The following is a 20,226-nucleotide window of genomic DNA, read 5'->3' on the forward strand; positions in this document are numbered from 1 at the left end:
TGATTCTTCGTATTAACCTATGATGTAATTTCATCTACCAAATGGGTAAAGTCCTTTAATTCGCTTTTTTTGTTTGGTTTATTCAGCATCAATTGTTGAATAATATCTAAAATTACTTTTTTTGAGGGGTTATCGATACCTATTACCCTTCCCGGTTCCATGATTGTTGAAAAGGTTTTTATACCTATTTGTTCCAATATAATGGTAGGGGTATTAAGGGCTACTCCTTCGATGATGGCTCCAGAAAATTTTGAAATATGTATTGATGCATGCTCTAGAAGCAACGGCAATGCTAACTCATTGGCAATTTTTAAATCAATTTTATCCAACACACCCTCCTCTTTTAAAATTGCGATAAGCGAATTCCTATCTTCAACTGTAATCCTGGGATGTAGACGAATCATCCATAAAAAGTCCTCACATGTGTCTTTAATGGATTGCACCAAGTATTCATTTATCACCGGTACAAGCGGTTGATGCGTAAATAATATGATGGGTTTTTCCTTGGGAATGTCCGTTACAACCGCTCTCTCTTTTACATATAACAGCCAAGGGTTTCCGGATACTTTTGCTTTATGTTTGGTCCCATTGGACCATTGTGCTATAAACCGATAGGAATGATCATCCCAGCACCAAAATTCCTTGGGTAAAGAATTATATCCATTGGTTGGGACTTTGGAATAATGGTAAGCCGGATGTAGTTCCCCTTGAGCACCATGTTGCATATCAATTGCCGTGATACCCATTGAATTGGCAGCTAAATTCATTCCAAACATCGCTGGGGAATAATAACAAAGTCCGAATGAAGCTTTGGGCTTGGTCTTTTTGAAAATGTAGAGATATAGCTTTTTCCACCTTGCGACAGTATTCAAATTACGAATCAAGCCCGATAAAAATTGTGCTTGATTCATCCCGAAATATTCGTTGACAGAGGTAAGGAATGCTTCGAAACCGGGAAGCTTTTTTAGATCCCTTATTTTAACTTTATCACCTCTAAACAATGGGATTAATTTATCTATTGCAAAATCATCCCCTTTGCTTTGAGGCGAAGAATCAAAATTTAAATTCAGAAAAGAGATGTTCTTCTCCGCTAAGTATTGATTGACGGGTTTAAAATACCTATTAATAAATTGATCCTGATAATAAACTTTATGGCTTGCTGCTCCGGAAAAGACAATTTCGCATTTTCCGATTTTAAGCTTTAATATATAATTCAGAGCACTTAATAAACTAGCCGCCTTATTGGTGAAGATCTTCAATTTACCGCTCTTTACTTTTTCTGTTGTGTGTAGGGAATTTCCTGAATTAAGTGAGAAAAATAAGTGCTTTTTGAAAAGGGGCCATACATGCATTCCATTTATTTCCCAAGTTTCAACCGGAAAGTTTTGTTCCAGTAAATTAATTTTTTGGATCAGAATAGCTCTATTTTCGGAACTCATTTATTTTTTTCTTAAAAAACAAAAACAACAAACCTAAAATAAAGACAAATAAAGAAGTAAGCACTAATTTACTAGGAATTGGGAGCTCCACCAAGTAATAAGCCATCCCGGTAAGAATCACGGTAATAAGCAGCCATCTAATCGGATAATATTCAGCATTGTTGATCCTTTTAAAGATCTTGAGATAAAAGCCGATATAACCCATAAACATCAGAGAAACAAAGGTGGTAAATGCGGCAATTTGGAAACCAAATATCGGAATGAGCAAAAAGTTGGATACTACATTAATTACCCCTGCTACAAATGTTACCCTCCAAAGAACTTTTGTTTTTTCAGTATAAAACAGCTTATTATTTGACCCCATATACATGGGCCTGTAATTATATCCCATTACAATGATTATTCCCAAAGAATACATACTAGCCAACGTATCATTCCGAATTAGAAAGGCGAAAATTTCCCTAAGCCAAATGCAGGCCAAAAAAGTACAAATTAAAAAAAGGATTTGAAGGACAAAAACAAGGTTTCTTGCCCCTATATCATCCCCCTTTTTGTACTTTTCCATCATCATAGGCCCTATGGCCAATCCGCTGGCTGTACCTACTTGCTGAACTATATTTCCTATCGTATAGGCCACATTATATTTCCCTATGTCTCCCGTACCCACATTAACCATGTCCATGACCATTTTATCAGAACTATTTAATAAATAACCGGAATAGAAATGAGGAACTGTAGGTAGGCTTATCTTCAGGCTTTTTTTAATCAATTTCCATTTAAAGTTAAATATTGGCTTTATACCCAATTGAATGTTCATTGGGTACCAATAGGAAAAATTCGATATTACCCCTACCAGAAATGTAGACCAAAACCACCCCATATACCCCATTTTTAAATAGGATATAAAATAAAGATTTAAAAAAACACCCAAAATACCAAGAATTGCAGTGCGCAAACCTACCTGTACAGGTTTTTGATTAATTTGATAATAAGTGGTGCCAATGGTCGCTATCGGTCCAAATAATATAAACGGCCCAATGTTCAAAAGCATGATTTCTATCCGGTTTTCGCTGGCCTGCTCAGGAACTACCAAGTATATTAAAAATCCGAGTATTATTGCATAAAAAAAATTCCAAAGAGTTAAAAATCCATAAATCTGCCTCCATGCCCACTTGTATTGGCCGCTGGATTTAAAAAATGAATTAATTAAGACGACTCTCAGTCCCAACACTGCTAAAACGGAAATTGCAGTGGTATAAGCTGTCATAATACCAGCAACTCCAAAATCCAAATCGGTCAAGTCCTGGGTAATAATTGGCAATACAAAAATTTGGGCAATTTTTGCTACCTGCGGTGCCAATCCATAAATAGCAGTGTGGCTAAATAGCTTTTTTATCACTCAGCACAGCTTCTGCAACTTTCCAATCCAATAAGGTATCAATATCAAGAGAACTTATTTCATCCATCAGGAATTTCTTGACCCTGCTAAATTCTCCGATACTTCTTTTTTTTAAGGCTTCTACGGAAATAATGTAAATGGCCCCATTCAATTCATATACTTTAGGACATTCCTGTCTACTTTTAAAATTTCCCTCTTTTGATTTTACCAACCAGCCTTCCGGGTTTTCTTCCCTGAGCACATAATAAGGATTGGATTTAGTTTCCATGACTGAAACCACCATCTCGCAATCATTAGAATATAGGCTTAAGGCATTTTGTATGTGGCGCCCAGTTCTAAACGGTGAGGTGGCCTGAAGCATGATCAAAATGTCTGGAAAATACTTCCTGTTTTTTTCATAAAAGTTAACTGCATGAACTAATACTTCATATGATCCTGCTCCATCGCTTGCCAATTCTGAAGGCCTTAAAAAAGGCACCTGCAATCCTGCCTTTTCTACTACTTCCTTAATTTCTTGATCGTCTGTTGAAACACATATTATCTCATCAGAGAAAATCTCTCTTGCCGCTTCAATCGTATAATGAATTAACGGTTTACCATTAAGAGGTTTAATGTTTTTCCGAGGGACCCCCTTGGATCCGCCTCTAGCTGGAATAACTATCAATGGCTTCAAAATTTGATATGGCTTATATCTTCCTTCGCTTTTTCAAAGTCCTCATGCTTACCAATGTCCAGCCAGTAACCTCTTAATGGGTAAGAATGAACTTTCTTACCCAGCATAATAATTTTTTCAATCAAATCTGTTGCGTTAAAATGAGCGCCAACAGGGATCAACTCTATTACTTCACGTCTCATTAAATATATACCCCCATTTGAAAAATAAGTATAGGTCGGTTTCTCCTTTAAACTTACCACATCACCTTTGTTTGTTTCTAATACAGCGTAAGGAATATTGACATCATAGGGAATAGTGACTACAGATAAATCTGCTCCAGATTCGACAAATGACCGATAGAAATCTTCATAATCAAGGTTAGTGAGAATATCAGAGTTAGTGACCAAAATAGTATCATGTTGAAAATTGAATATACTGGTAACCGCTCCTATAGTCCCCAAAGGTTGGTCTTCTGTAACATATTCAATCGTAACCCCTTTCGATTCTCCATCCCCAAAATAGGATTTTAACTGATCTCCTAAATACCCTAAAGAAATCCAATAATCAGCAATACCAAACGATATCAACCTGTCCAAATTATGTTCTATAATTGGTTTTTCACCTATAGGCAGCATTGGCTTTGGAGTATTATTTGTAAGGGGTTTTAACCTTTCGCCTCTTCCGCCCGCCATAATAACAGCATCTACTGGTAGGTATGATTTGAATATCCTAAAATTAATAATATTTAAAATCCTACCGTCTTCATCCAATATGGGGATTACTTTAAAATTACCATTTCTGAAAGCGATGATCTGATCTAAGTCAACCGCATTTTTTCTAATAAATTTGGGGTTAGGCTGAATAAAATCAACAATATTACTACTCGTATTTAACCCTTTTAAGAGCCCCCTCCTTACATCACCATCCGTTAAAGAACCAATCAGACCATTGTCTTTATCCACCACAAACAAAATAGCATCTTTGGCAAGTTTGTCCAACTTGGCCAAAGCATGTAGGATTGTTTGGTCCTTGGATATTAGATGCTCTTTAAAATTACTGAACATATTCTGTTAGCCATTTTTTTATAATATCCGTCGCACCACCCAAGTCATAAATGTTCCTTCCTGAAAATTTCTTCCCCGCAAACTCATTAATTTTCTCAAATATCAATTGCTCATTATAGGGAACATGAATTACATTTTCACCGCTTTCTCTGCCTTTTTGCCGACTACCTAAATTGATAACAAATTTTTGAAAACTTGCTGCCTCAATTATTCCGCTGGAGGTGTTACCTACCATTAAAATGGCATGTTTCATGCATGTAAAGTAACTTTGCGTTCCAAAGTTTTCAATAAGTTTAATTTTGCTTTTATCTTGAGAAGCAAGCTTATTGAACATTTCACGATACAAGGTACCTACAGTATCTGCATTTGGCATTGTTATGATAATTTGATAGTCATCTTTCAGTTTTACTATCAAAGATTCCAGAAGGGCGATGGTGCATTTATTTGAGTCAAAATCAATCGTTTCTGGATGTACCGTAAATAACAGCGTGGGAATGGTAAGGTCTATTTTCCATTTTTCGTAAAAACCCTCTACACTCAGCAAATCTATCTCCTTAAGATTATCTAAACTTAAGGCACCGACTACATGGCAATGGTCATCATCTCCTAATAAACCTTTTAACTTTTGCTTGAAAGAAGGCAAAGCCACGAAATGAATTTTAGAGGCCAATGAAATACTATGCCTATAAACGTTATCAATTGCACCCAGCGTGGTTTCCCCACCATGAATATGAACAAATTGGATATTAAATGGAATACCTGCCGCAACAGCTGCTGCCATTTCGAAACGGTCTCCAAGGACAATAGTAAACTTATATTGGCCTGAAATGCTTTTCCAAAAATCAGAGAACTTTAATGCAGTCAGACCGTATGCCGTAGCAATATCTTCTGCCTTGTCCCCAATGACCATATTATTTATCTCATATTTCACAGGTACACCCAAGCGTGTAATATCATCTAGGGTATATCCATGGAATTTCGATAAATGAGTACCAAAAACACAAAGATCAAGTTCAAAAGCATTATCTGTGGAAACTGATTTGATTAAAGGTAAATAAATCCCAAAATCTGCCCTTGAGCTTGTCAACAACAAAATTTTTATCATTGAATTTGGCTCCATTCTACCATGGTGTCGGCTGGTACATCGACACTCACTTTTTTCCCTATAATTTGATCAATATCCATTGGAGAAATGCCATTTCCTGGCCTTTTTACAGTAAGTCTTTCTTTGGTAATGATGTCTCCTACTGAAATATTATCAATGAAAAATATTGATTTTCTAGCAACTATCTTATTAGGAATTTCAGAGTCACTTGGCGATTTAATTCCACTGCCTGAAATTGCTAATTCAATATTCCGAATTCCCCTAACCATATCTTTTAATTCACCCGGTTCAAGAGATGCTTTATGATCCGGACCTGGTAGGGATCTGTCCAAAGTAAAATGCTTTTCAATTACCCCTGCTCCCAGAGCTACAGCGGCAATAGGCACCTCTATACCCAGAGTATGGTCGGAATATCCAATAGCTACCTTTAGTTCATCCCTTATGTGCAGCATGGCTTTTAGGTTGACATCCTTCATCGGTGTGGGGTACTCTGTATTGCAATGTAAAACGGTAATTTCATCACGTCTTCGATTACAGGATTCAAAAACCGCAAGTGCTTGCGAAATTTCCTGAATATTAGCCATACCCGTGGATAAAATTATAGGCTTACCTTTTAAAGCGACATGCTTAAGGTAAGGCTTATTGGTGATTTCACCTGATGGAATTTTAAACAATTCCAAACCTATTTGATCTAGGAAATCTATGCTTTCTTCATCAAAACCTGTAGATAAAAATTTAATTCCCGCATCCGCCGAAAATTGAAGCAATTCACTATACCAATCCTCCGGCATCTCCAGTTTTTTCAACATATTATATTGAGAATCATCAGCGTCTTTGAAATTTTTTGATTGATAAGCAGCTTTTTTAGCAGCTTTCGAAACCAATTTATCTGCATTAAAAGTCTGAAATTTCACATAATCTGCACCTGCATCAGCGGCTACCTGAATCAGCTCTTTGGCTAAATTCAAATCTCCATTGTGATTTACACCAGCCTCTGCAATAATGATCACTCTATCCATTTATTTTATTTTTTTTACAGGCGATCCAATATATATTCCAGGATCACAAATGTCTTTTAAAACCAAAGATCCTGCGCCGACTATTATATTTTCTCCGATTTTAACACCTTCTTTGATTACCGATCCAGCGCCAATAAAACTATTTCTTCCCACCTTTACATCACCGGCAAGAACTGCACCTGGGGCAACGTGAACAAAATCCTCCAATTTACATTCATGCTCTACCACAGCACCTGAATTAATTATGCACCCTACCCCTACTGTAGCAAAGCTATTGACCACCGCTTTGGGACAAACCAATGTGGACAAACCCAGGGTAGCGTAGTCACTGACAGTCGCACTCCTATCCACTAAATGTACCTGTCTCCAATCCCTGAAAGTTAAAAACTCCACTAACTTCTTTCGAATGGGGCCATCACCAACGGCCGGAAAAAAAAACAAGTCCGTAACATCATCTTTAGGCTGATAATCCTTTTCATTTCCAAGGTATTCTAATTGATGTGGGTTTTTTTCCTTTTCAAATCGTTCGAGGTAACCTATTACCCTATATCCTAGAGAGCTGGCAACATCCAAAACTACAAAGGAATGCCCTGAATATCCCAACAATATTAACTTCCTAAAACCGGGCACTACTGGGGATATTTACAAGCCTGTCTGCCAAATAATTGGTGTTTTCCAGGCCATCTTTCAAAAACTCTTTGAACATGGGTAGCTGGTGCATCGGCCTCCAAACTGGCCGGGTCATTACCTGAGCCGCATTTGAAATGGCTAAAAATTCATCTCTTTCCTTTTTATCAGAAAACAAAACAGCATTTAGCCAGAAATTGGATCTGCTATTTGGAGGTTCATCAAAATAGTGATACGCTTTATCCGAAAAAAAGGCTTTATATGTTTCTGCTATCGCTCTTTTATCCGTAATCAATTTCTGAAGTTGTTCCAACTGGGCACATGCCAAAGCTGCATTTAGGTTGGGCATGCGATAATTGTATCCTATTTCGTCATGAATAAATTCCCATTGATGAGGAACCTTGGCTTGGGTAGTTAAATGCTTTGCCTTCTTGGCCATATCTCCATCATTTGTGACTATCGCACCACCCCCACCGCAGGTAACGGTTTTATTCCCGTTAAAACTAAATGTTCCAAGTAAACCAAATCCTCCCGTTTGCCTTCCCCTATAGCTGCTTCCCAGGGACTCAGCTGCATCTTCCACTACAGGAATTCCATAATTTTCGCAAATGTTAACGATTTCTTCAATCATTACCGGGTGACCAAAAGTATGCATGGGAACCACAGCGGCAACTCTTTTATTTGTTAAATGGTGGTAGCAGTTTAATTTACCTATATCCTTATCTGTTTTTAAATATGTATTGTTCTTCAACCAATGTTCTAGACTTTCAGGTGATAGACCAGCAGAAGACCTATCAACATCTAAAAAAACTGGTTCAGCACCAATATAACTTATGGCGTTACAGGTAGCTATAAATGTCAATGACTGCGTGATCACCAAATCGTCCCGTTTTACCCCAGCCACTAACATCGCCATGTGGAGTGCAGAAGTGCCGTTAACGGTTGCCACCGCATATTGGGTTCCTGCGATTTCAGCAATCATTTCTTCAAATTTGTTGACATAGGCTCCGACAGAGGAAACAAAGGTCGAGTCAATGGCATCGCAAAGATATTTTTTTTCATTACCGAGAAATTTCGGTTCGTGGAGAGGAATGAAATCTTTCTCTGGGTATATTGACTTTATAAATGAAATGATTTCCTGAAATTTGTTCATTTTTTACATTTTACTCTCTAAGAACTTTCCAGTTTCCTTATGGGAAAAAGAAGGAAGCATATATTTGAAAAGTTTGGTTAAATCATTTTTTGTCCAGCTTAGGCTCTGCTTCATCTTATTGATTTCATCTAAAAAATAAGTTAGGTTTTTTCTGTCAAAATCAAAATTGCTTTTTATAATTCCTAGATTATGAAATTTGTCCAAATCCAAAACTTCCCCCTTCACAAAAAATTCTTCAAAATCTTTTTCCCCCGTGGTATCACTATTGGTAAATAAACAGGGCCATTTGCCTTGGGATGGAAGATCATTAATCAATGCCCTCGCTTCATTTTCAGATTGACATAAATAGGGTTCGTAACCCATTTGTTTTAAATATTTGAGGGCAATTTCAGCGAAAGTGATCAAATGCAGCTTTTCACTAAGTTTAGGAAAGAAGATGTCCTTGGAATCACCCAATAAACAGGACATTAAACAAAGTTCACCTGATTCTTGAGGGGTTACAAAATACCTCTTTATATCATTTGGGGCTACTATGGGCTGTTTTTTTATTATTCTTTGATTAAATCCATGCAACAGTGAACCATCTGAAAAAGCAACGTTGGCAAATCTGGCTGTTGAAATGGGAATTTCTTTGTTTTTTTCCAATAAAAACATTTCCATGATCCTTTTTGAGGCTCCCATCATGTTCACAGGATTGGCCGCCTTATCAGTCGAAACACAAAAATACTTCTTCCCTCCCTTCAATACCGCCTGGTCAATGGTCTTTATAGTATTCAGAATATTGACATCAATCATCCGCATTAAAGTAAATGGATCCTTTTCGCTTCTTACATGCTTTAAAGCTGAAAGATTTAATATGTAATCATAATATCCATCACTTTTCACAAAGGCATCATACTCCAAAGAACCTACATCAAGTGCGAAGGTCTCGAATTGGCCATCGATGTAACCCATGGAACTTCTGATATCCCTTACCAATTCTACAAGGTTATTTTCGCTGATATCAACCACATGAAGCTTTTTGGGATTTCTTCTGAAAATTTCCTTTGACACAGCCTGACCTATGGATCCAGCACCCCCAATTACCAAAAAAGATGACTTACCAACTATTTTAGCGAGTTCAACCTCATGGTTGCGAACATCCTCTTCAAAAAGTAATTGTTCTCTGCCTATCAGCTTTAAAATATCCATTGCAAATTAATTATGTTAGAAATGGTACTTACTAAAATGGCATTACGGATCGTTAGAGTTTTGGCTCTGGACTATTGCGACAACCTATCCACCAAAATCGCCAACGTAGCCAAACTGGAGGCCATCCCTATCCATGCCTGCACGCTTAGTGGTTGCCTTGGTTTACGCTTAGGGACAATTATTTCCGCTCCGGGCTCTACGTGTGGAAAAAATGTGAAAAACAGGAATTTGTTGGTCCGTCTAACATCCCCGTTGGCATAGATGATATAGGACCGCCCCTTTCTAGCCTCTTCCGTAAAACCACCCGCACGGGAAATGTAATTCCTAAACCCCCTGACTTCTTCGTACCTGGCTGTGGTTGGGTATAATACTTCCCCACGCATACGCACTGTTTGAAGCTCCTTGGGAACACTTATAACATCCCCTTCCTGAAGAATCAAATCATATTTTGAACCCGGAAATTGTAAAATCCTGTCCAACTCGATGCCGATAAGTTCATGCTCCCGCATTGCAATTTGCATTACGGAGCTATCTGTACCATCTAATGAAGAATATCTATCTTCGGCAAATGAGTCATCTTCTTGTTGTAACTGTGTATCTTTCCTTCGTTCCTCACGAAGCAATTGTACTCTTTTCTCCAATCGTTCGAGCAGTTGTTTTTCAGTTTCGGAGTTGTCTATAGCTTCATCCCGGTCCATATTACGCGATAGCGATTCCAAGCTCTCCAGCTTCTTCTCATTGTCGCCCTTGTCTTCATAGTTTTCTGTCCGTCGAATTAGCGTCGCTCCTTTGAGATAGGCAAATTGATTTAATCCGCCAGCCCTTTTTATGATATCCGAGATACGTTCATCTCTTTTTTCAAGCGAAAATTCTCCGGGATAATTGATTTCCCCTTCCACCTGCACTAATCTGTCCCGCTGAAATCCTATGCTTTTCCTCACAAAGACATGATCAAAGGGCCTTAAAGTGATACCTTTTTCTTCATCAGTTAGATTCAGATCACTGTTTACCGTTAAGGTGAATATTTCTGCTATCTTTCCGCTGGAATCATCTTTTACCCGTCTGGCAATTTCGATCATTGAATTGGAAGCTGATTCCTTGAATCCTCTCGCTTTCACTATCAAATCCCCAACTGTCATCTGTTCCCCATACTGATACACGCCCGTCCTGTTTACCTCTCCCGAGATTCGAACATAATATTCTTCCTTTAGGTCATAAATACTCGGGACGTTCAATATATCCTCCCGTTTCAACGGGATATCCTGCTGCCTTCCGTCTAGTATAGCGTCCAAATCAACCGACAGTATCTCCATAGTGAAATCCGGCTTAGTCCGGTATAAGGTTGCCCGCTTGGTATACGCATCTCCTCTCAGCCCTTCCGCAAGGGCTATCAACTCACTCAACGTCATGTTGTCCCCCATGGCAAATTCACCCGGTCTGAATACCGCACCTGATACTTGGATTCGATTTTCATACCTTTTTAGAAGCTCTCCGACTTTAAATTGATCGCCATCTTTGATTAGGAAGGTCTCAAATTCAGATGCGGAAACATTGTCTATCTTCAATTCCCTTTCCGTCCTTCTGTGGACAGTAAGAAGAGATCCATATGCTTCACTTGCAAAGCCACCGGCAAATTTCAACATATCCTGAATAGTTTCCCCAGATTTTAGCTCAAACAAACCGGGCCTTCGAACGGGGCCTTCGATTTCCACTCTACTGGTAAAAGGAGGAACAATGATAACGTCATTATCACGCAAAATCACATCCTGCGCCATATTGCCTGAAATCAAAAACGAATAAATATCAACCTCCTGAACGAGCTTACTACCTCGGTATACTTGGATGCTTCTAAAACTTCCACGCTCATTTGGGCCGCCTGCAGCATAGAGTGCATTAAATACAGAAGAAAAGGAAGGAATTGAATAACTTCCAGGCTTCCTGAGTTCGCCTGCTAAGGTGACTTTTATGGTTCGGATATTTCCTACCCTCAATTGCATAAACGTATTGGGATTACTCCCTCCCATTCCTGAATAAATGCGTTCCAAGGATTTTTTAATCCTTGAGGAAGCAACTTCCACCGAACTGCCTCCCACCTCAACAGGACCAACGTTTGGAATAAAAATCCTTCCCTCCGGGTTTACTGTCAAATCATAATTTTGTTGGGATGCACCGTAGATATCTATTAGCAGCTGGTCACCGGATCCTAATTCATAGGATGGCGGTGTAGGTAGGTTTAAGTTGGGAGCAAAGTCTAACTCCCTATTATGAAAAAGCGTAAACCCAAAAATTTTCTTTTGCTCTTCGCTGAGGTCATAGTACGGGTCACTCCGCCGCAGAGAGTCAAAAATATCCGGATCGTATTGCATCCCTGTTACCTGCCTTCCTCTATCTTGGCCAACAGCTCCACTCCGGCTATCTTGAGCATTACGCCCTGACTTCAACGACTGAATTCGCTGTCTTAATTTTGAGACTTCCGAAGCTGGCATACCCCTTTCCCTTGCCATCGCCTCAAGTTGCTGTTCATTCATACCTGATGATTCCGCACGTCTTATCAATTGCTCAATCTGTGCGTCGGACAATTCATCCACCTTTACGTTCTGAATATCTTGAAGTGACTGCCCCATGGACAAGCCCCACAAAGAAAATAGCAATACGAGGGAAAATAAAAGCGTGTTGCGTAGCATCATAGAATATAATATGGGTTATATATGAGGGATCGTAGCTGCCAAAAACAACTGAAAACTAAAAATTACATTATGGTTTTGGTATAGCTTCGCCTCCTCAATCCCATTTTGTAGAATTGAACTTAAGACAAAATATTTTGCTAAAAAACGGAAACAACTGTAGGGTTATTTCAAATGACGACGCAAAAATACACATTCCAATTGTAAATACGTAAAGATGATTTAATCAAATCGAGGAATTATTAATCGGCAAATCAAAAAAAAAACTTGTAAAAATGTAAAAAGCAAAATAATAATCCACCGACAAAGCTATCCAGGTCAGAAATACTGAGTGGGTTAAGTTAGTCGGTGGATGTTACTGTTTTTTACTCTACTTGATTAAGAATACGGTGTCCACCTTTCATCAGGTGAATGTCCTTAAGGAAAAGCTCCACATCGGATTTCACCATATCTTCTACCAACATGGCCAAGTTATATTTTGGCTTCCAGCCTAGTTTCGTCATAGCCTTGGTAGGGTCTCCAATTAGCAAATCAACTTCCGTAGGTCTAAAGTATGTCGGATCAATTTCGACCAAAACATCTCCGGCACTTACTTTAAATGTATCCGTACCCAGAATTTGCATAGACTTCTCGGTATCAATTCTTTCCAAAATCCCCTTTTCGTTGATTCCTTCTCCTTCAAATCTGAGATGAAAACCGATCTCTTCAAAAGCCATTTTGATGAAATCCCTTACTTTCGTCGTCACGCCGGTAGCTATCACATAATCCTCGGCAACATCCTGCTGCAAAATTCTCCACATCGCTTCCACGTAATCTTTGGCATGTCCCCAGTCCCGCTTGGCGTCCAAATTGCCCATAAACAGGTTTTTCTGAAGTCCTAATCCTATTTTAGCAACGGCTCGGGTAATTTTCCTTGTGACGAATGTCTCACCCCGTAGCGGAGACTCATGGTTAAACAAAATCCCGTTACAGGCAAACATATTATAGGCTTCCCTGTAATTAACGGTAATCCAATAACCGTAAATTTTCGCAACTGCATAGGGAGAGCGGGGATAAAATGGAGTCGTTTCCGATTGTGGAACCTGCTGAACAAGTCCGTAAAGCTCGGAGGTAGATGCCTGATACACTTTGCAGGTCTTTTCCATTCCCAAAAGCCTTACAGCTTCCAAGATACGCAACGTCCCAATTCCGTCTGCATTTGCCGTGTATTCGGGTGTGTCGAAACTCACCTTAACATGGCTCATCGCAGCGAGATTGTAAATTTCGTCCGGTTTGGTTTCCTGGATAATTCGGGTAAGATTCATAGAATCCGTCAAGTCCCCATAATGCAAAAATAGACGTTGGTTTTCGTCATGGGGATCCTGATAGAGGTGGTCGATCCTGTCTGTATTAAACATGGATGCTCTTCGTTTGATGCCGTGAACGATATAGCCTTTCTCTAAAAGTAATTCGGCCAAATAGGCTCCATCTTGTCCCGTAATTCCTGTAATAAGTGCTGTTTTCATAATTTTCTTTTCCAAATCAAATATACCGTTACAATTTTACCTGCTTAAAATGGTTGATGTTTTCCAAAAACCATTCGTACGTACGGCGGACCCCCGCCTCTAAAGAAATGGATGCCTTCCAACCAGCGTCTGCCATTTTAGAAACATCCATCAATTTGCGCGGTGTTCCGTCCGGTTTGGTGCTATCCCAAACAATCTCCCCCTCATGTCCAACTATCCGCTGTATCATCCTAGCCAACTCCTTAATGGTCAGATCCTCCCCAGTACCTACGTTGTACAAATTGTCCCGAAATTCATTTTCCAATGCAAATATAACAGCGTCAGCCATATCATTAACGTGAAGAAATTCACGCATAGGCTTTCCTGTTCCCCATAGTGTCACCGGTTCATGGTTTCGGGATTTGGCCTCATGGAATTTGCGAATCATCGCAGGCAAAACATGACTAGTTTCCAAGTCAAAATTGTCATGGGACCCATATAGATTGGTAGGCATTAAGCTAATAAAATCTTTACCATACTGTTTTCTGATAGCTTCACATGCTTTGACACCGGAAATTTTAGCCAGTGCATACCATTCATTTGTTTCCTCCAGGGAGGAAGTGAGCAAGTATTCTTCTTTTAGCGGCTGAGGAGCCAGTTTTGGATAAATGCATGAACTCCCCAAGAAAATAAATTTTTCCACTCCAGATTGAAGCGAAGAATCTATCAGATTGTTTTGAATTTGCATGTTCTCCATTAAAAAATGGTAGGGATAATTATTGTTTGCAAGAATCCCTCCTACCCTGGCAGCTGCATCGATTACTACTTCCGGTGAGCTTGTTTTAAAAAAATCAGAAACTTGTTGCTGTGATTTTAAATCCACCTCCCCGCTACCCTTACCTATAAGCTGGGTATACCCTTTATTTTCCAAAGCTCTCCAAACCGCAGAGCCTACCATTCCCCGATGACCGGCAATGTATATTTTAGTGTCTTTTCTGAGCATTATAATTGTCGTAATTAAGCTAACAGGGTGGGTTCTTCCTTTTCCAACCTTTCGTAAATTTTTTTCACATCCTGGGCATATTTTCTGTCCAAAACCAAAATAGCGTCACTGGTCTCTACCAAAATAATATCATTGACTCCCATGAACTCCACTTTTTTGTCTGATCCAAGAACAAGGTTGGACCCTGACTTTCGGGGATCATCTTCAGAAATATACTCATATAGTGCCTCAAATGAACCCATGTCAGACCATTTGAATGAGGAAGCAACTACCCGGATTTTATCTGACCTTTCCATCACTGCATAGTCAACGCTGATAGAAGGGATTTTCATGCTTTCCACTTCCGGTAAGAATCCTCCTTTTGATTTCTTAAAAGCCTCCAGCGAGGTTTCAAAAACGGTGGGTTCATATTTTTGTAGCTGCTCCAAATAGACTCCTGCCGAAAAGCAAAACATCCCGCTGTTCCACAAAAAATTTTCTGATTTAATAAATTCTTCCGCTGTTTCTTTATTAGGCTTTTCCCGAAAGGACAGTACCTCATTTCCATTATATTCAATGTAACCAAATCCTGTTTCAGGCTTGGTGGGGCGAAGACCGAACGTAACCAGAAACCCCTCTTTTGCTAAACGAACTGCTTCTAAAATTGCCGATTCATACGCTTCCGTATCTTCAATCAGATGGTCAGATGGCGTAACCAAAAGTATATCTTCCGACCTCTGTGAAAAAGCCGCAAAAGCTATGGCTGCCGCTGTGTTTCTCGGGGCAGCTTCAATAATTTCCACATAGGAAGAATCTGTCAACAGCTTTCTGGATAACTCAAAATTGTCCTTCCCTCCAACCACAAGGACCTGGTCGCAAACTTTCCTATTTCGTTCTACGGTGAGTTCAAATAATGATTTTCCATTGAATAACGGAAGATACTGTTTAGGTTTGGATTTTCGGGAAAGGGGCCAAAGTCTGCTGCCAACCCCTCCTGATAAAATTACATTGGTGACTTTCATTGTATTATTAAAAATTAAATATCAGTCAAAATGCCTATGGCTGATGTATGCTAGGTAATCTAGAAACTCAAATATATAATCAGGCACAAAAATAAATAAAAAAAATGGATTACTTTGTAAAAGTCAACAAAATACATCCCAACTAATTTAACGGCTCTAGGTTATAGCAACCACCTCCCCTTTCTCGTTAAAAAATAAATGGTTTCCAAATCTATTTTTGCATGTCTTAGATTGGTATATCAGTTGGTAATGAATAATTTTGTCTTCAAATCACTACAAAATTAATGAACGAAAAGAAGAATTGGTTCGTCATGTACACCGCTCCAAGGGCAGAAAAAAAAGTTGCGCAGCGGTTAAAAGAGCAGGAAATTGAGGTATATCTTCCAATGATTGAAGAGATAAGGCAGTGGAGTGACCGGAAGAAGAAAGTACAACGTCCCCTCTTCAACGGTTATTTGTTCGTTAATATTAGCAAAGATCACCTTTGGCAAGCCTTACAAGTCAATGGAGCCGTAAAATTCGTGAACTTTTCGGGAGAACATGCCACGATTCAACAAAAAGAATTGGATACTATCCGAAGAATTATCGATACCGGTGTGGCGGTTGAAGTAAATAACGAGCCTATTGAAAAAGGAGAAAAAGTTAAGATTTTAGGAGGTGCACTGGTAGGATTTGAGGGCGAATGTGTCCAAAAGTCCAATCAGGATTATTTTATCATACGAATTCCAAGTATAAACCAAAACATGCTGATAAACGTCCCACGAAAATTCTTGGAAGTAATTAAAGAGTGATGGGAAGCTGATGATTTGCTTAATTTCCGTTGCAGTTTTTCTGTAGCATGTAAATCCATATATTAGCCCCCTTACAGATATGACTTTTATAATTTAAAATTAAATTAATATGGAAAAACACCTTTACGAAAGTGGCCTAATAGGTAACTGTAGCTATTTAGCCCATATCGAAAAAGATACAAACATAAGCTGGCTATGCTTTCCACGGTTCGACAGTGACTTTATTTTCGGTGGAATGTTGGATAGGAATAAGGGGGGTGAATTTACAATCCTTCCCCAAAATGGCGGATACACATCCGAACAATCCTACTTAGAAAACACCAATGTCCTTCAAACAAAAATAGTGTCCTCCTCAGGGGATTCCTACACCGTCACCGACTTCGCTCCCAGGTTTAATAATTATGAAAGGTATTATAAGCCGCTAATGGTTGTAAGGAAGATTGAACCTATTAAAGGTGAGCCACAAATAAAAATTAAATGCCAGCCCGTTACTGAGTACGGCAGCCGCATGCTGAAACCCTCACCTGGCAGCAACCATATTTCATATTTTGGCGCGGGTCAGGAAATCCGGTTAACTACTAACTGCTCCATCGCCTACATTTTGGAGGAGAAGGCGTTTCGGGTCAACAGACCTATTTATTTGGTTTTAACTTATGGGAGACCCTTGGAGGCTGCCATAGAAATAACCATCGAACGGTTTCTAAAATCAACGATTCAATATTGGAGAGATTGGATTAAATCCACCAGCATACCGAATTTCAATCAAATAATGGTCGTAAGATCTGCCTTGGTTTTGAAAATGCACCAATATGAAGATACCGGCGCTATCATCGCCTCATCCACCAGCAGCTTGCCGGAGTCCCCGGGATCTACAAGAAACTGGGATTATCGGTATTGTTGGATGAGAGACACCTATTATACGCTCAATGTCTTTAACCATCTTGGACATTTCGAGGAATTGGAAAGATATTTTGAATATATTCAAAATTTGCCCACAGATAGCGAAGGTAGGTATCAACCCCTTTATTCGATCACGGGTTCAGCTCTTTTGGAAGAAAAAATTGTCGATTTAGACGGCTATATGCAAAACAAGCCCGTAAGGTTTGGCAATCAGGCATATACTCACGTGCAAAATGATCTATATGGGCAGGTATTGGTCAGTCTACTGCCACTATATGCGGACAAACGGTTTATTGAATCTGAAAAAAGCCACTCCAAGCCATTTATTCACAACCTGCTTTCAAAAATCGAAGCCACTATGGATGAAAAGGATGCCGGCCTATGGGAATTTAGAAATCTCCAACAGCAGCATTGCTATACCTTCCTATTTCACTGGGCAGGGGCCTGTTCTGCAATTAAAATTGCAGACCGACTTAAAGACCCGGAGATGAAAAGCAAAGCACTTGAACTAAAGGCAAAAGCGACAGAAAAAATCGAGGCCTGTTACGTACCAGAACTCAAGGCCTATTCCCAAGCTATCGGTACGACCAATATGGATGCCAGTACCCTACAGCTCATTACCATGGGATATTTTGGCGACAATATCGAACGGGCAAACGACCACTTAATCATGCTGGAAAAGGACTTATTGGCCAAAAATTTCCTGTTTTATAGGTATAAGCATGCAGACGATTTTGGAGAACCGGAAACGACCTTTTTAATTTGTGCGTTTTGGTATATTGAAGCACTAGCCTGTGTAAACCGACTGGATGAAGCCATTGAAGGGTTTGAAACACTTTCGAAATACTGTAATCATCTTCGTCTATTTTCTGAAGACGTAGATCAGCATACCGGCAGCCAATGGGGTAACTTCCCACAGACCTATAGCCATGTGGGTCTGATGAACGCAGCCTATCGAATCGGCCAAAAAATAAATAAACCGGATTTTTTAGCATAAAATAGAAAGGGGTGTCGAAATCCGACACCCCTTTCTATTTGTTTGTTCAATCTAAATGTCGCATCACAAAACGGCTCTAGCTCCTACCCGAAATTAATTGCCTCTTCTACTGTTTCCAGTTGCTGACCTGGTAGTTGTGCCGCCACTTGTAGACCGTGACTGCCGTGGGGCCTGAACATTCGTCCTGCTTTGACTGCCGCCAGAAGATCTCACGCTGGGAGCAGATGTCCGTGATTGAGGACTTGGAGCCCGATTTACCTGGGACCTTGACGAGGGCGCAGCAGTCTGTCGGCGCGAATTGGTGTTTAATTGACTGTTGCGGTTCGGAGTATTAACGGACTGCCTGCTAGGTGCCGCTGTAACCTGCCGCTGACTTGGTGCTGCCTGAGGCCTTGCCTGTGGCTGTCTCGGCTCATTCACACTCCGCTGATTTGGAGCCGCTGTAGGCCTAGTAACTTGACGTTGCCCTGAAACCACTCCCCTCTGACTAGGCGGAGCTTGCCCCTGGGAAATTCGATTGGGAGCAGTCTGCTGTCTATTGCTTGGTGACATTGTGGTGCTTACACCTTGTCTTTGTTGGGGAGCTACCTCTACAGATACAGGTGCTGTACCTGCATTTCTTCCACCATTTGAGATCCGGGAATTAGAGGATGAGGCAGCATTTCTTTCCACATTCCTTCTTGATTCGGGTATCTGTGTTGTCCCATCTTGCGCCCTTTGAGCTGCACCAAGTGAGTTTCGGTTCTGATTCGTCGAAGAGTCGACGGTTCGTGGATTTGTAGTTCCAGGTACCGTAGCTGACCGCCTGCCTGATTGCTCAATCGCCCTTTGGCTTGAAGCGGTTTCACTGGTTCGGGCTGGCGCAGCGGAAGCTCTTCTAGAAGAATATTCGTCCGATGTATAAACCCGAGCAGGTCTTGAACTTTGCGAATTACTTCGTGAATTCGCTGATTCCAACTGAGGTTGATAAATTTGCACCCTTTTGTTTTCAACTAGTGTCCTTCCTGGTCTTCTTCCATTTGAAACTTCATATACAGGAACGTTACTTCTCGTTACCCGCTGTAATTCAGTCCTGCTTGGTCCTGCCACGTAGGTTCTATTATTATATATATAAGTATTGTTGATTATAGTGGTTCGGTTGTAAATCACAGCGACATTTCTCTGCGGAATATAATAGTTATATATGTTTCTCGCCAAAAACCTCCTTCTGGGAACAAAGACCCAATGATGCATCGGAAAACCAATCGATACATGTACGCCTATACTTGGCCAAAGTGGTGCCCAACCATAGTATCCACGTCCGGTTCTCCAACTAACCCATGCAGGAGCCCATTCATATCCGGGCACCCAAGCCCAACCGTAAAAGTCGGTAAAAAACCACCTGCCATAGTGAAAAGGTGCCCATCCCCAGTCATAGAGGGAAACCCAAGTATTTCCAAATCGGGAATTTACCCAATACCCATTGGTCTGATAAGGCTGAAATCCCGCATCCACATATGGGATCCAAACATACCCGTGGGTAGGATCACTTACCCAGTCACCATAGGGTGATAGTTCATCATAAAATACCTGGAAAGAGACATTCATCGGCGCAACACTCGCGTCGACCCGATTTAATGACCCATATATTAACATACTTATAAATACCCATCCAACAAATTGGAAGTTTGAAAGCCGGTTGATTATGAAAGTTCTCATAGCTTCTAAGGTTTAG

General features: G+C 40.0%; 16 protein-coding genes. 2 read left to right on the forward strand and 14 right to left on the reverse strand.

Annotated elements, in window-relative coordinates; all coding sequences use genetic code 11:
* Nucleotides 1-17: 17 nt before the first annotated feature.
* The 13 genes from FQ608_RS17985 to FQ608_RS18045 form a co-directional block, all read right to left on the reverse strand.
* On the reverse strand, nucleotides 18-1,439 hold the full coding sequence (locus FQ608_RS17985; RefSeq protein WP_158859876.1) for a hypothetical protein: 1,422 nt from the start codon (nucleotides 1,437-1,439) through the stop codon (nucleotides 18-20).
* Nucleotides 1,423-2,838: a lipopolysaccharide biosynthesis protein gene (locus FQ608_RS17990; RefSeq protein ID WP_158859877.1), complete on the reverse strand. Its 1,416-nt coding sequence runs from the start codon at nucleotides 2,836-2,838 to the stop codon at nucleotides 1,423-1,425. The genes FQ608_RS17985 and FQ608_RS17990 overlap by 17 nt, the downstream gene beginning before the upstream one ends.
* On the reverse strand, nucleotides 2,819-3,511 hold the full coding sequence (locus FQ608_RS17995) for an acylneuraminate cytidylyltransferase family protein (RefSeq protein ID WP_158859878.1): 693 nt from the start codon (nucleotides 3,509-3,511) through the stop codon (nucleotides 2,819-2,821). The genes FQ608_RS17990 and FQ608_RS17995 overlap by 20 nt, the downstream gene beginning before the upstream one ends.
* Nucleotides 3,508-4,557: a nucleotidyltransferase family protein gene (locus FQ608_RS18000; RefSeq protein WP_158859879.1), complete on the reverse strand. Its 1,050-nt coding sequence runs from the start codon at nucleotides 4,555-4,557 to the stop codon at nucleotides 3,508-3,510. The genes FQ608_RS17995 and FQ608_RS18000 overlap by 4 nt, the downstream gene beginning before the upstream one ends.
* Nucleotides 4,547-5,662, reverse strand: coding sequence for a UDP-N-acetylglucosamine 2-epimerase (gene neuC, locus FQ608_RS18005; protein WP_158859880.1), 1,116 nt, complete (start codon nucleotides 5,660-5,662; stop codon nucleotides 4,547-4,549). Before neuC ends, FQ608_RS18000 begins: the two co-directional genes overlap by 11 nt.
* Nucleotides 5,659-6,681 carry an N-acetylneuraminate synthase gene (gene neuB, locus FQ608_RS18010; RefSeq protein ID WP_158859881.1) on the reverse strand — a complete coding sequence of 341 codons (1,023 nt, stop codon included), beginning with the start codon at nucleotides 6,679-6,681 and terminating at the stop codon, nucleotides 5,659-5,661. Before neuB ends, neuC begins: the two co-directional genes overlap by 4 nt.
* Nucleotides 6,682-7,311: an acetyltransferase gene (locus FQ608_RS18015; protein WP_158859882.1), complete on the reverse strand. Its 630-nt coding sequence runs from the start codon at nucleotides 7,309-7,311 to the stop codon at nucleotides 6,682-6,684.
* Nucleotides 7,298-8,461, reverse strand: a complete 1,164-nt coding sequence (locus FQ608_RS18020; RefSeq protein WP_158859883.1) for a LegC family aminotransferase — start codon at nucleotides 8,459-8,461, stop codon at nucleotides 7,298-7,300. The genes FQ608_RS18015 and FQ608_RS18020 overlap by 14 nt, the downstream gene beginning before the upstream one ends.
* A 3-nt stretch (nucleotides 8,462-8,464) precedes the next feature.
* On the reverse strand, nucleotides 8,465-9,652 hold the full coding sequence (locus FQ608_RS18025) for a UDP-N-acetylglucosamine 4,6-dehydratase (protein WP_158859884.1): 1,188 nt from the start codon (nucleotides 9,650-9,652) through the stop codon (nucleotides 8,465-8,467).
* Between the two features lie 71 nt (nucleotides 9,653-9,723).
* The gene (locus FQ608_RS18030; RefSeq protein ID WP_158860004.1) at nucleotides 9,724-12,336 is read right to left on the reverse strand and encodes an SLBB domain-containing protein; all 2,613 of its coding nucleotides are present in this window, start codon (nucleotides 12,334-12,336) and stop codon (nucleotides 9,724-9,726) included.
* Between the two features lie 365 nt (nucleotides 12,337-12,701).
* The gene (gmd, locus tag FQ608_RS18035; RefSeq protein WP_158859885.1) at nucleotides 12,702-13,841 is read right to left on the reverse strand and encodes a GDP-mannose 4,6-dehydratase; all 1,140 of its coding nucleotides are present in this window, start codon (nucleotides 13,839-13,841) and stop codon (nucleotides 12,702-12,704) included.
* Between the two features lie 28 nt (nucleotides 13,842-13,869).
* Nucleotides 13,870-14,823: a GDP-L-fucose synthase family protein gene (locus FQ608_RS18040; protein ID WP_158859886.1), complete on the reverse strand. Its 954-nt coding sequence runs from the start codon at nucleotides 14,821-14,823 to the stop codon at nucleotides 13,870-13,872.
* Between the two features lie 14 nt (nucleotides 14,824-14,837).
* Nucleotides 14,838-15,824 (reverse strand): mannose-1-phosphate guanylyltransferase, encoded by a 987-nt coding sequence (locus FQ608_RS18045; RefSeq protein ID WP_158859887.1) that lies wholly within the window; start codon nucleotides 15,822-15,824, stop codon nucleotides 14,838-14,840.
* A 284-nt stretch (nucleotides 15,825-16,108) separates the two neighbouring features.
* On the opposite strand from FQ608_RS18045, the gene FQ608_RS18050 reads away from it, so the two are divergent.
* Entirely contained in the window at nucleotides 16,109-16,615 is a 507-nt protein-coding gene (locus FQ608_RS18050) for a UpxY family transcription antiterminator (protein ID WP_158859888.1), read from the forward strand.
* Nucleotides 16,616-16,724: 109 nt separating this feature from the next.
* Entirely contained in the window at nucleotides 16,725-18,512 is a 1,788-nt protein-coding gene (locus FQ608_RS18055) for a glycoside hydrolase family 15 protein (protein ID WP_158859889.1), read from the forward strand.
* Nucleotides 18,513-18,605: 93 nt separating this feature from the next.
* Here FQ608_RS18055 and FQ608_RS18060 read toward each other — a convergent pair whose 3' ends face one another.
* Nucleotides 18,606-20,210 (reverse strand): DUF6600 domain-containing protein, encoded by a 1,605-nt coding sequence (locus FQ608_RS18060; RefSeq protein WP_158859890.1) that lies wholly within the window; start codon nucleotides 20,208-20,210, stop codon nucleotides 18,606-18,608.
* Nucleotides 20,211-20,226: the final 16 nt, after the last annotated feature.

It is taken from the genome of Lunatibacter salilacus, assembly GCF_009797935.1.
Taxonomy (GTDB): Bacteria; Bacteroidota; Bacteroidia; order Cytophagales; family Cyclobacteriaceae; genus Lunatibacter; species Lunatibacter salilacus.

Excerpts from the sequence above, each read along its gene's own strand:
- FQ608_RS18050 (WP_158859888.1), top strand. The coding sequence starts at position 16,109 with ATGAACGAAAAGAAGAATTGGTTCGTCATGTACACCGCTCCAAGGGCA.
- FQ608_RS18045 (WP_158859887.1), bottom strand. The coding sequence starts at position 15,824 with ATGAAAGTCACCAATGTAATTTTATCAGGAGGGGTTGGCAGCAGACTT.
- FQ608_RS18025 (WP_158859884.1), bottom strand. The coding sequence starts at position 9,652 with ATGGATATTTTAAAGCTGATAGGCAGAGAACAATTACTTTTTGAAGAG.
- neuB (WP_158859881.1), bottom strand. The coding sequence starts at position 6,681 with ATGGATAGAGTGATCATTATTGCAGAGGCTGGTGTAAATCACAATGGA.
- FQ608_RS18040 (WP_158859886.1), bottom strand. The coding sequence starts at position 14,823 with ATGCTCAGAAAAGACACTAAAATATACATTGCCGGTCATCGGGGAATG.
- FQ608_RS18000 (WP_158859879.1), bottom strand. The coding sequence starts at position 4,557 with ATGTTCAGTAATTTTAAAGAGCATCTAATATCCAAGGACCAAACAATC.
- FQ608_RS18020 (WP_158859883.1), bottom strand. The coding sequence starts at position 8,461 with ATGAACAAATTTCAGGAAATCATTTCATTTATAAAGTCAATATACCCA.
- gmd (WP_158859885.1), bottom strand. The coding sequence starts at position 13,841 with ATGAAAACAGCACTTATTACAGGAATTACGGGACAAGATGGAGCCTAT.
- FQ608_RS18030 (WP_158860004.1), bottom strand. The coding sequence starts at position 12,336 with ATGCTACGCAACACGCTTTTATTTTCCCTCGTATTGCTATTTTCTTTG.
- FQ608_RS17985 (WP_158859876.1), bottom strand. The coding sequence starts at position 1,439 with ATGAGTTCCGAAAATAGAGCTATTCTGATCCAAAAAATTAATTTACTG.
- FQ608_RS18055 (WP_158859889.1), top strand. The coding sequence starts at position 16,725 with ATGGAAAAACACCTTTACGAAAGTGGCCTAATAGGTAACTGTAGCTAT.
- FQ608_RS18060 (WP_158859890.1), bottom strand. The coding sequence starts at position 20,210 with ATGAGAACTTTCATAATCAACCGGCTTTCAAACTTCCAATTTGTTGGA.
- neuC (WP_158859880.1), bottom strand. The coding sequence starts at position 5,662 with ATGATAAAAATTTTGTTGTTGACAAGCTCAAGGGCAGATTTTGGGATT.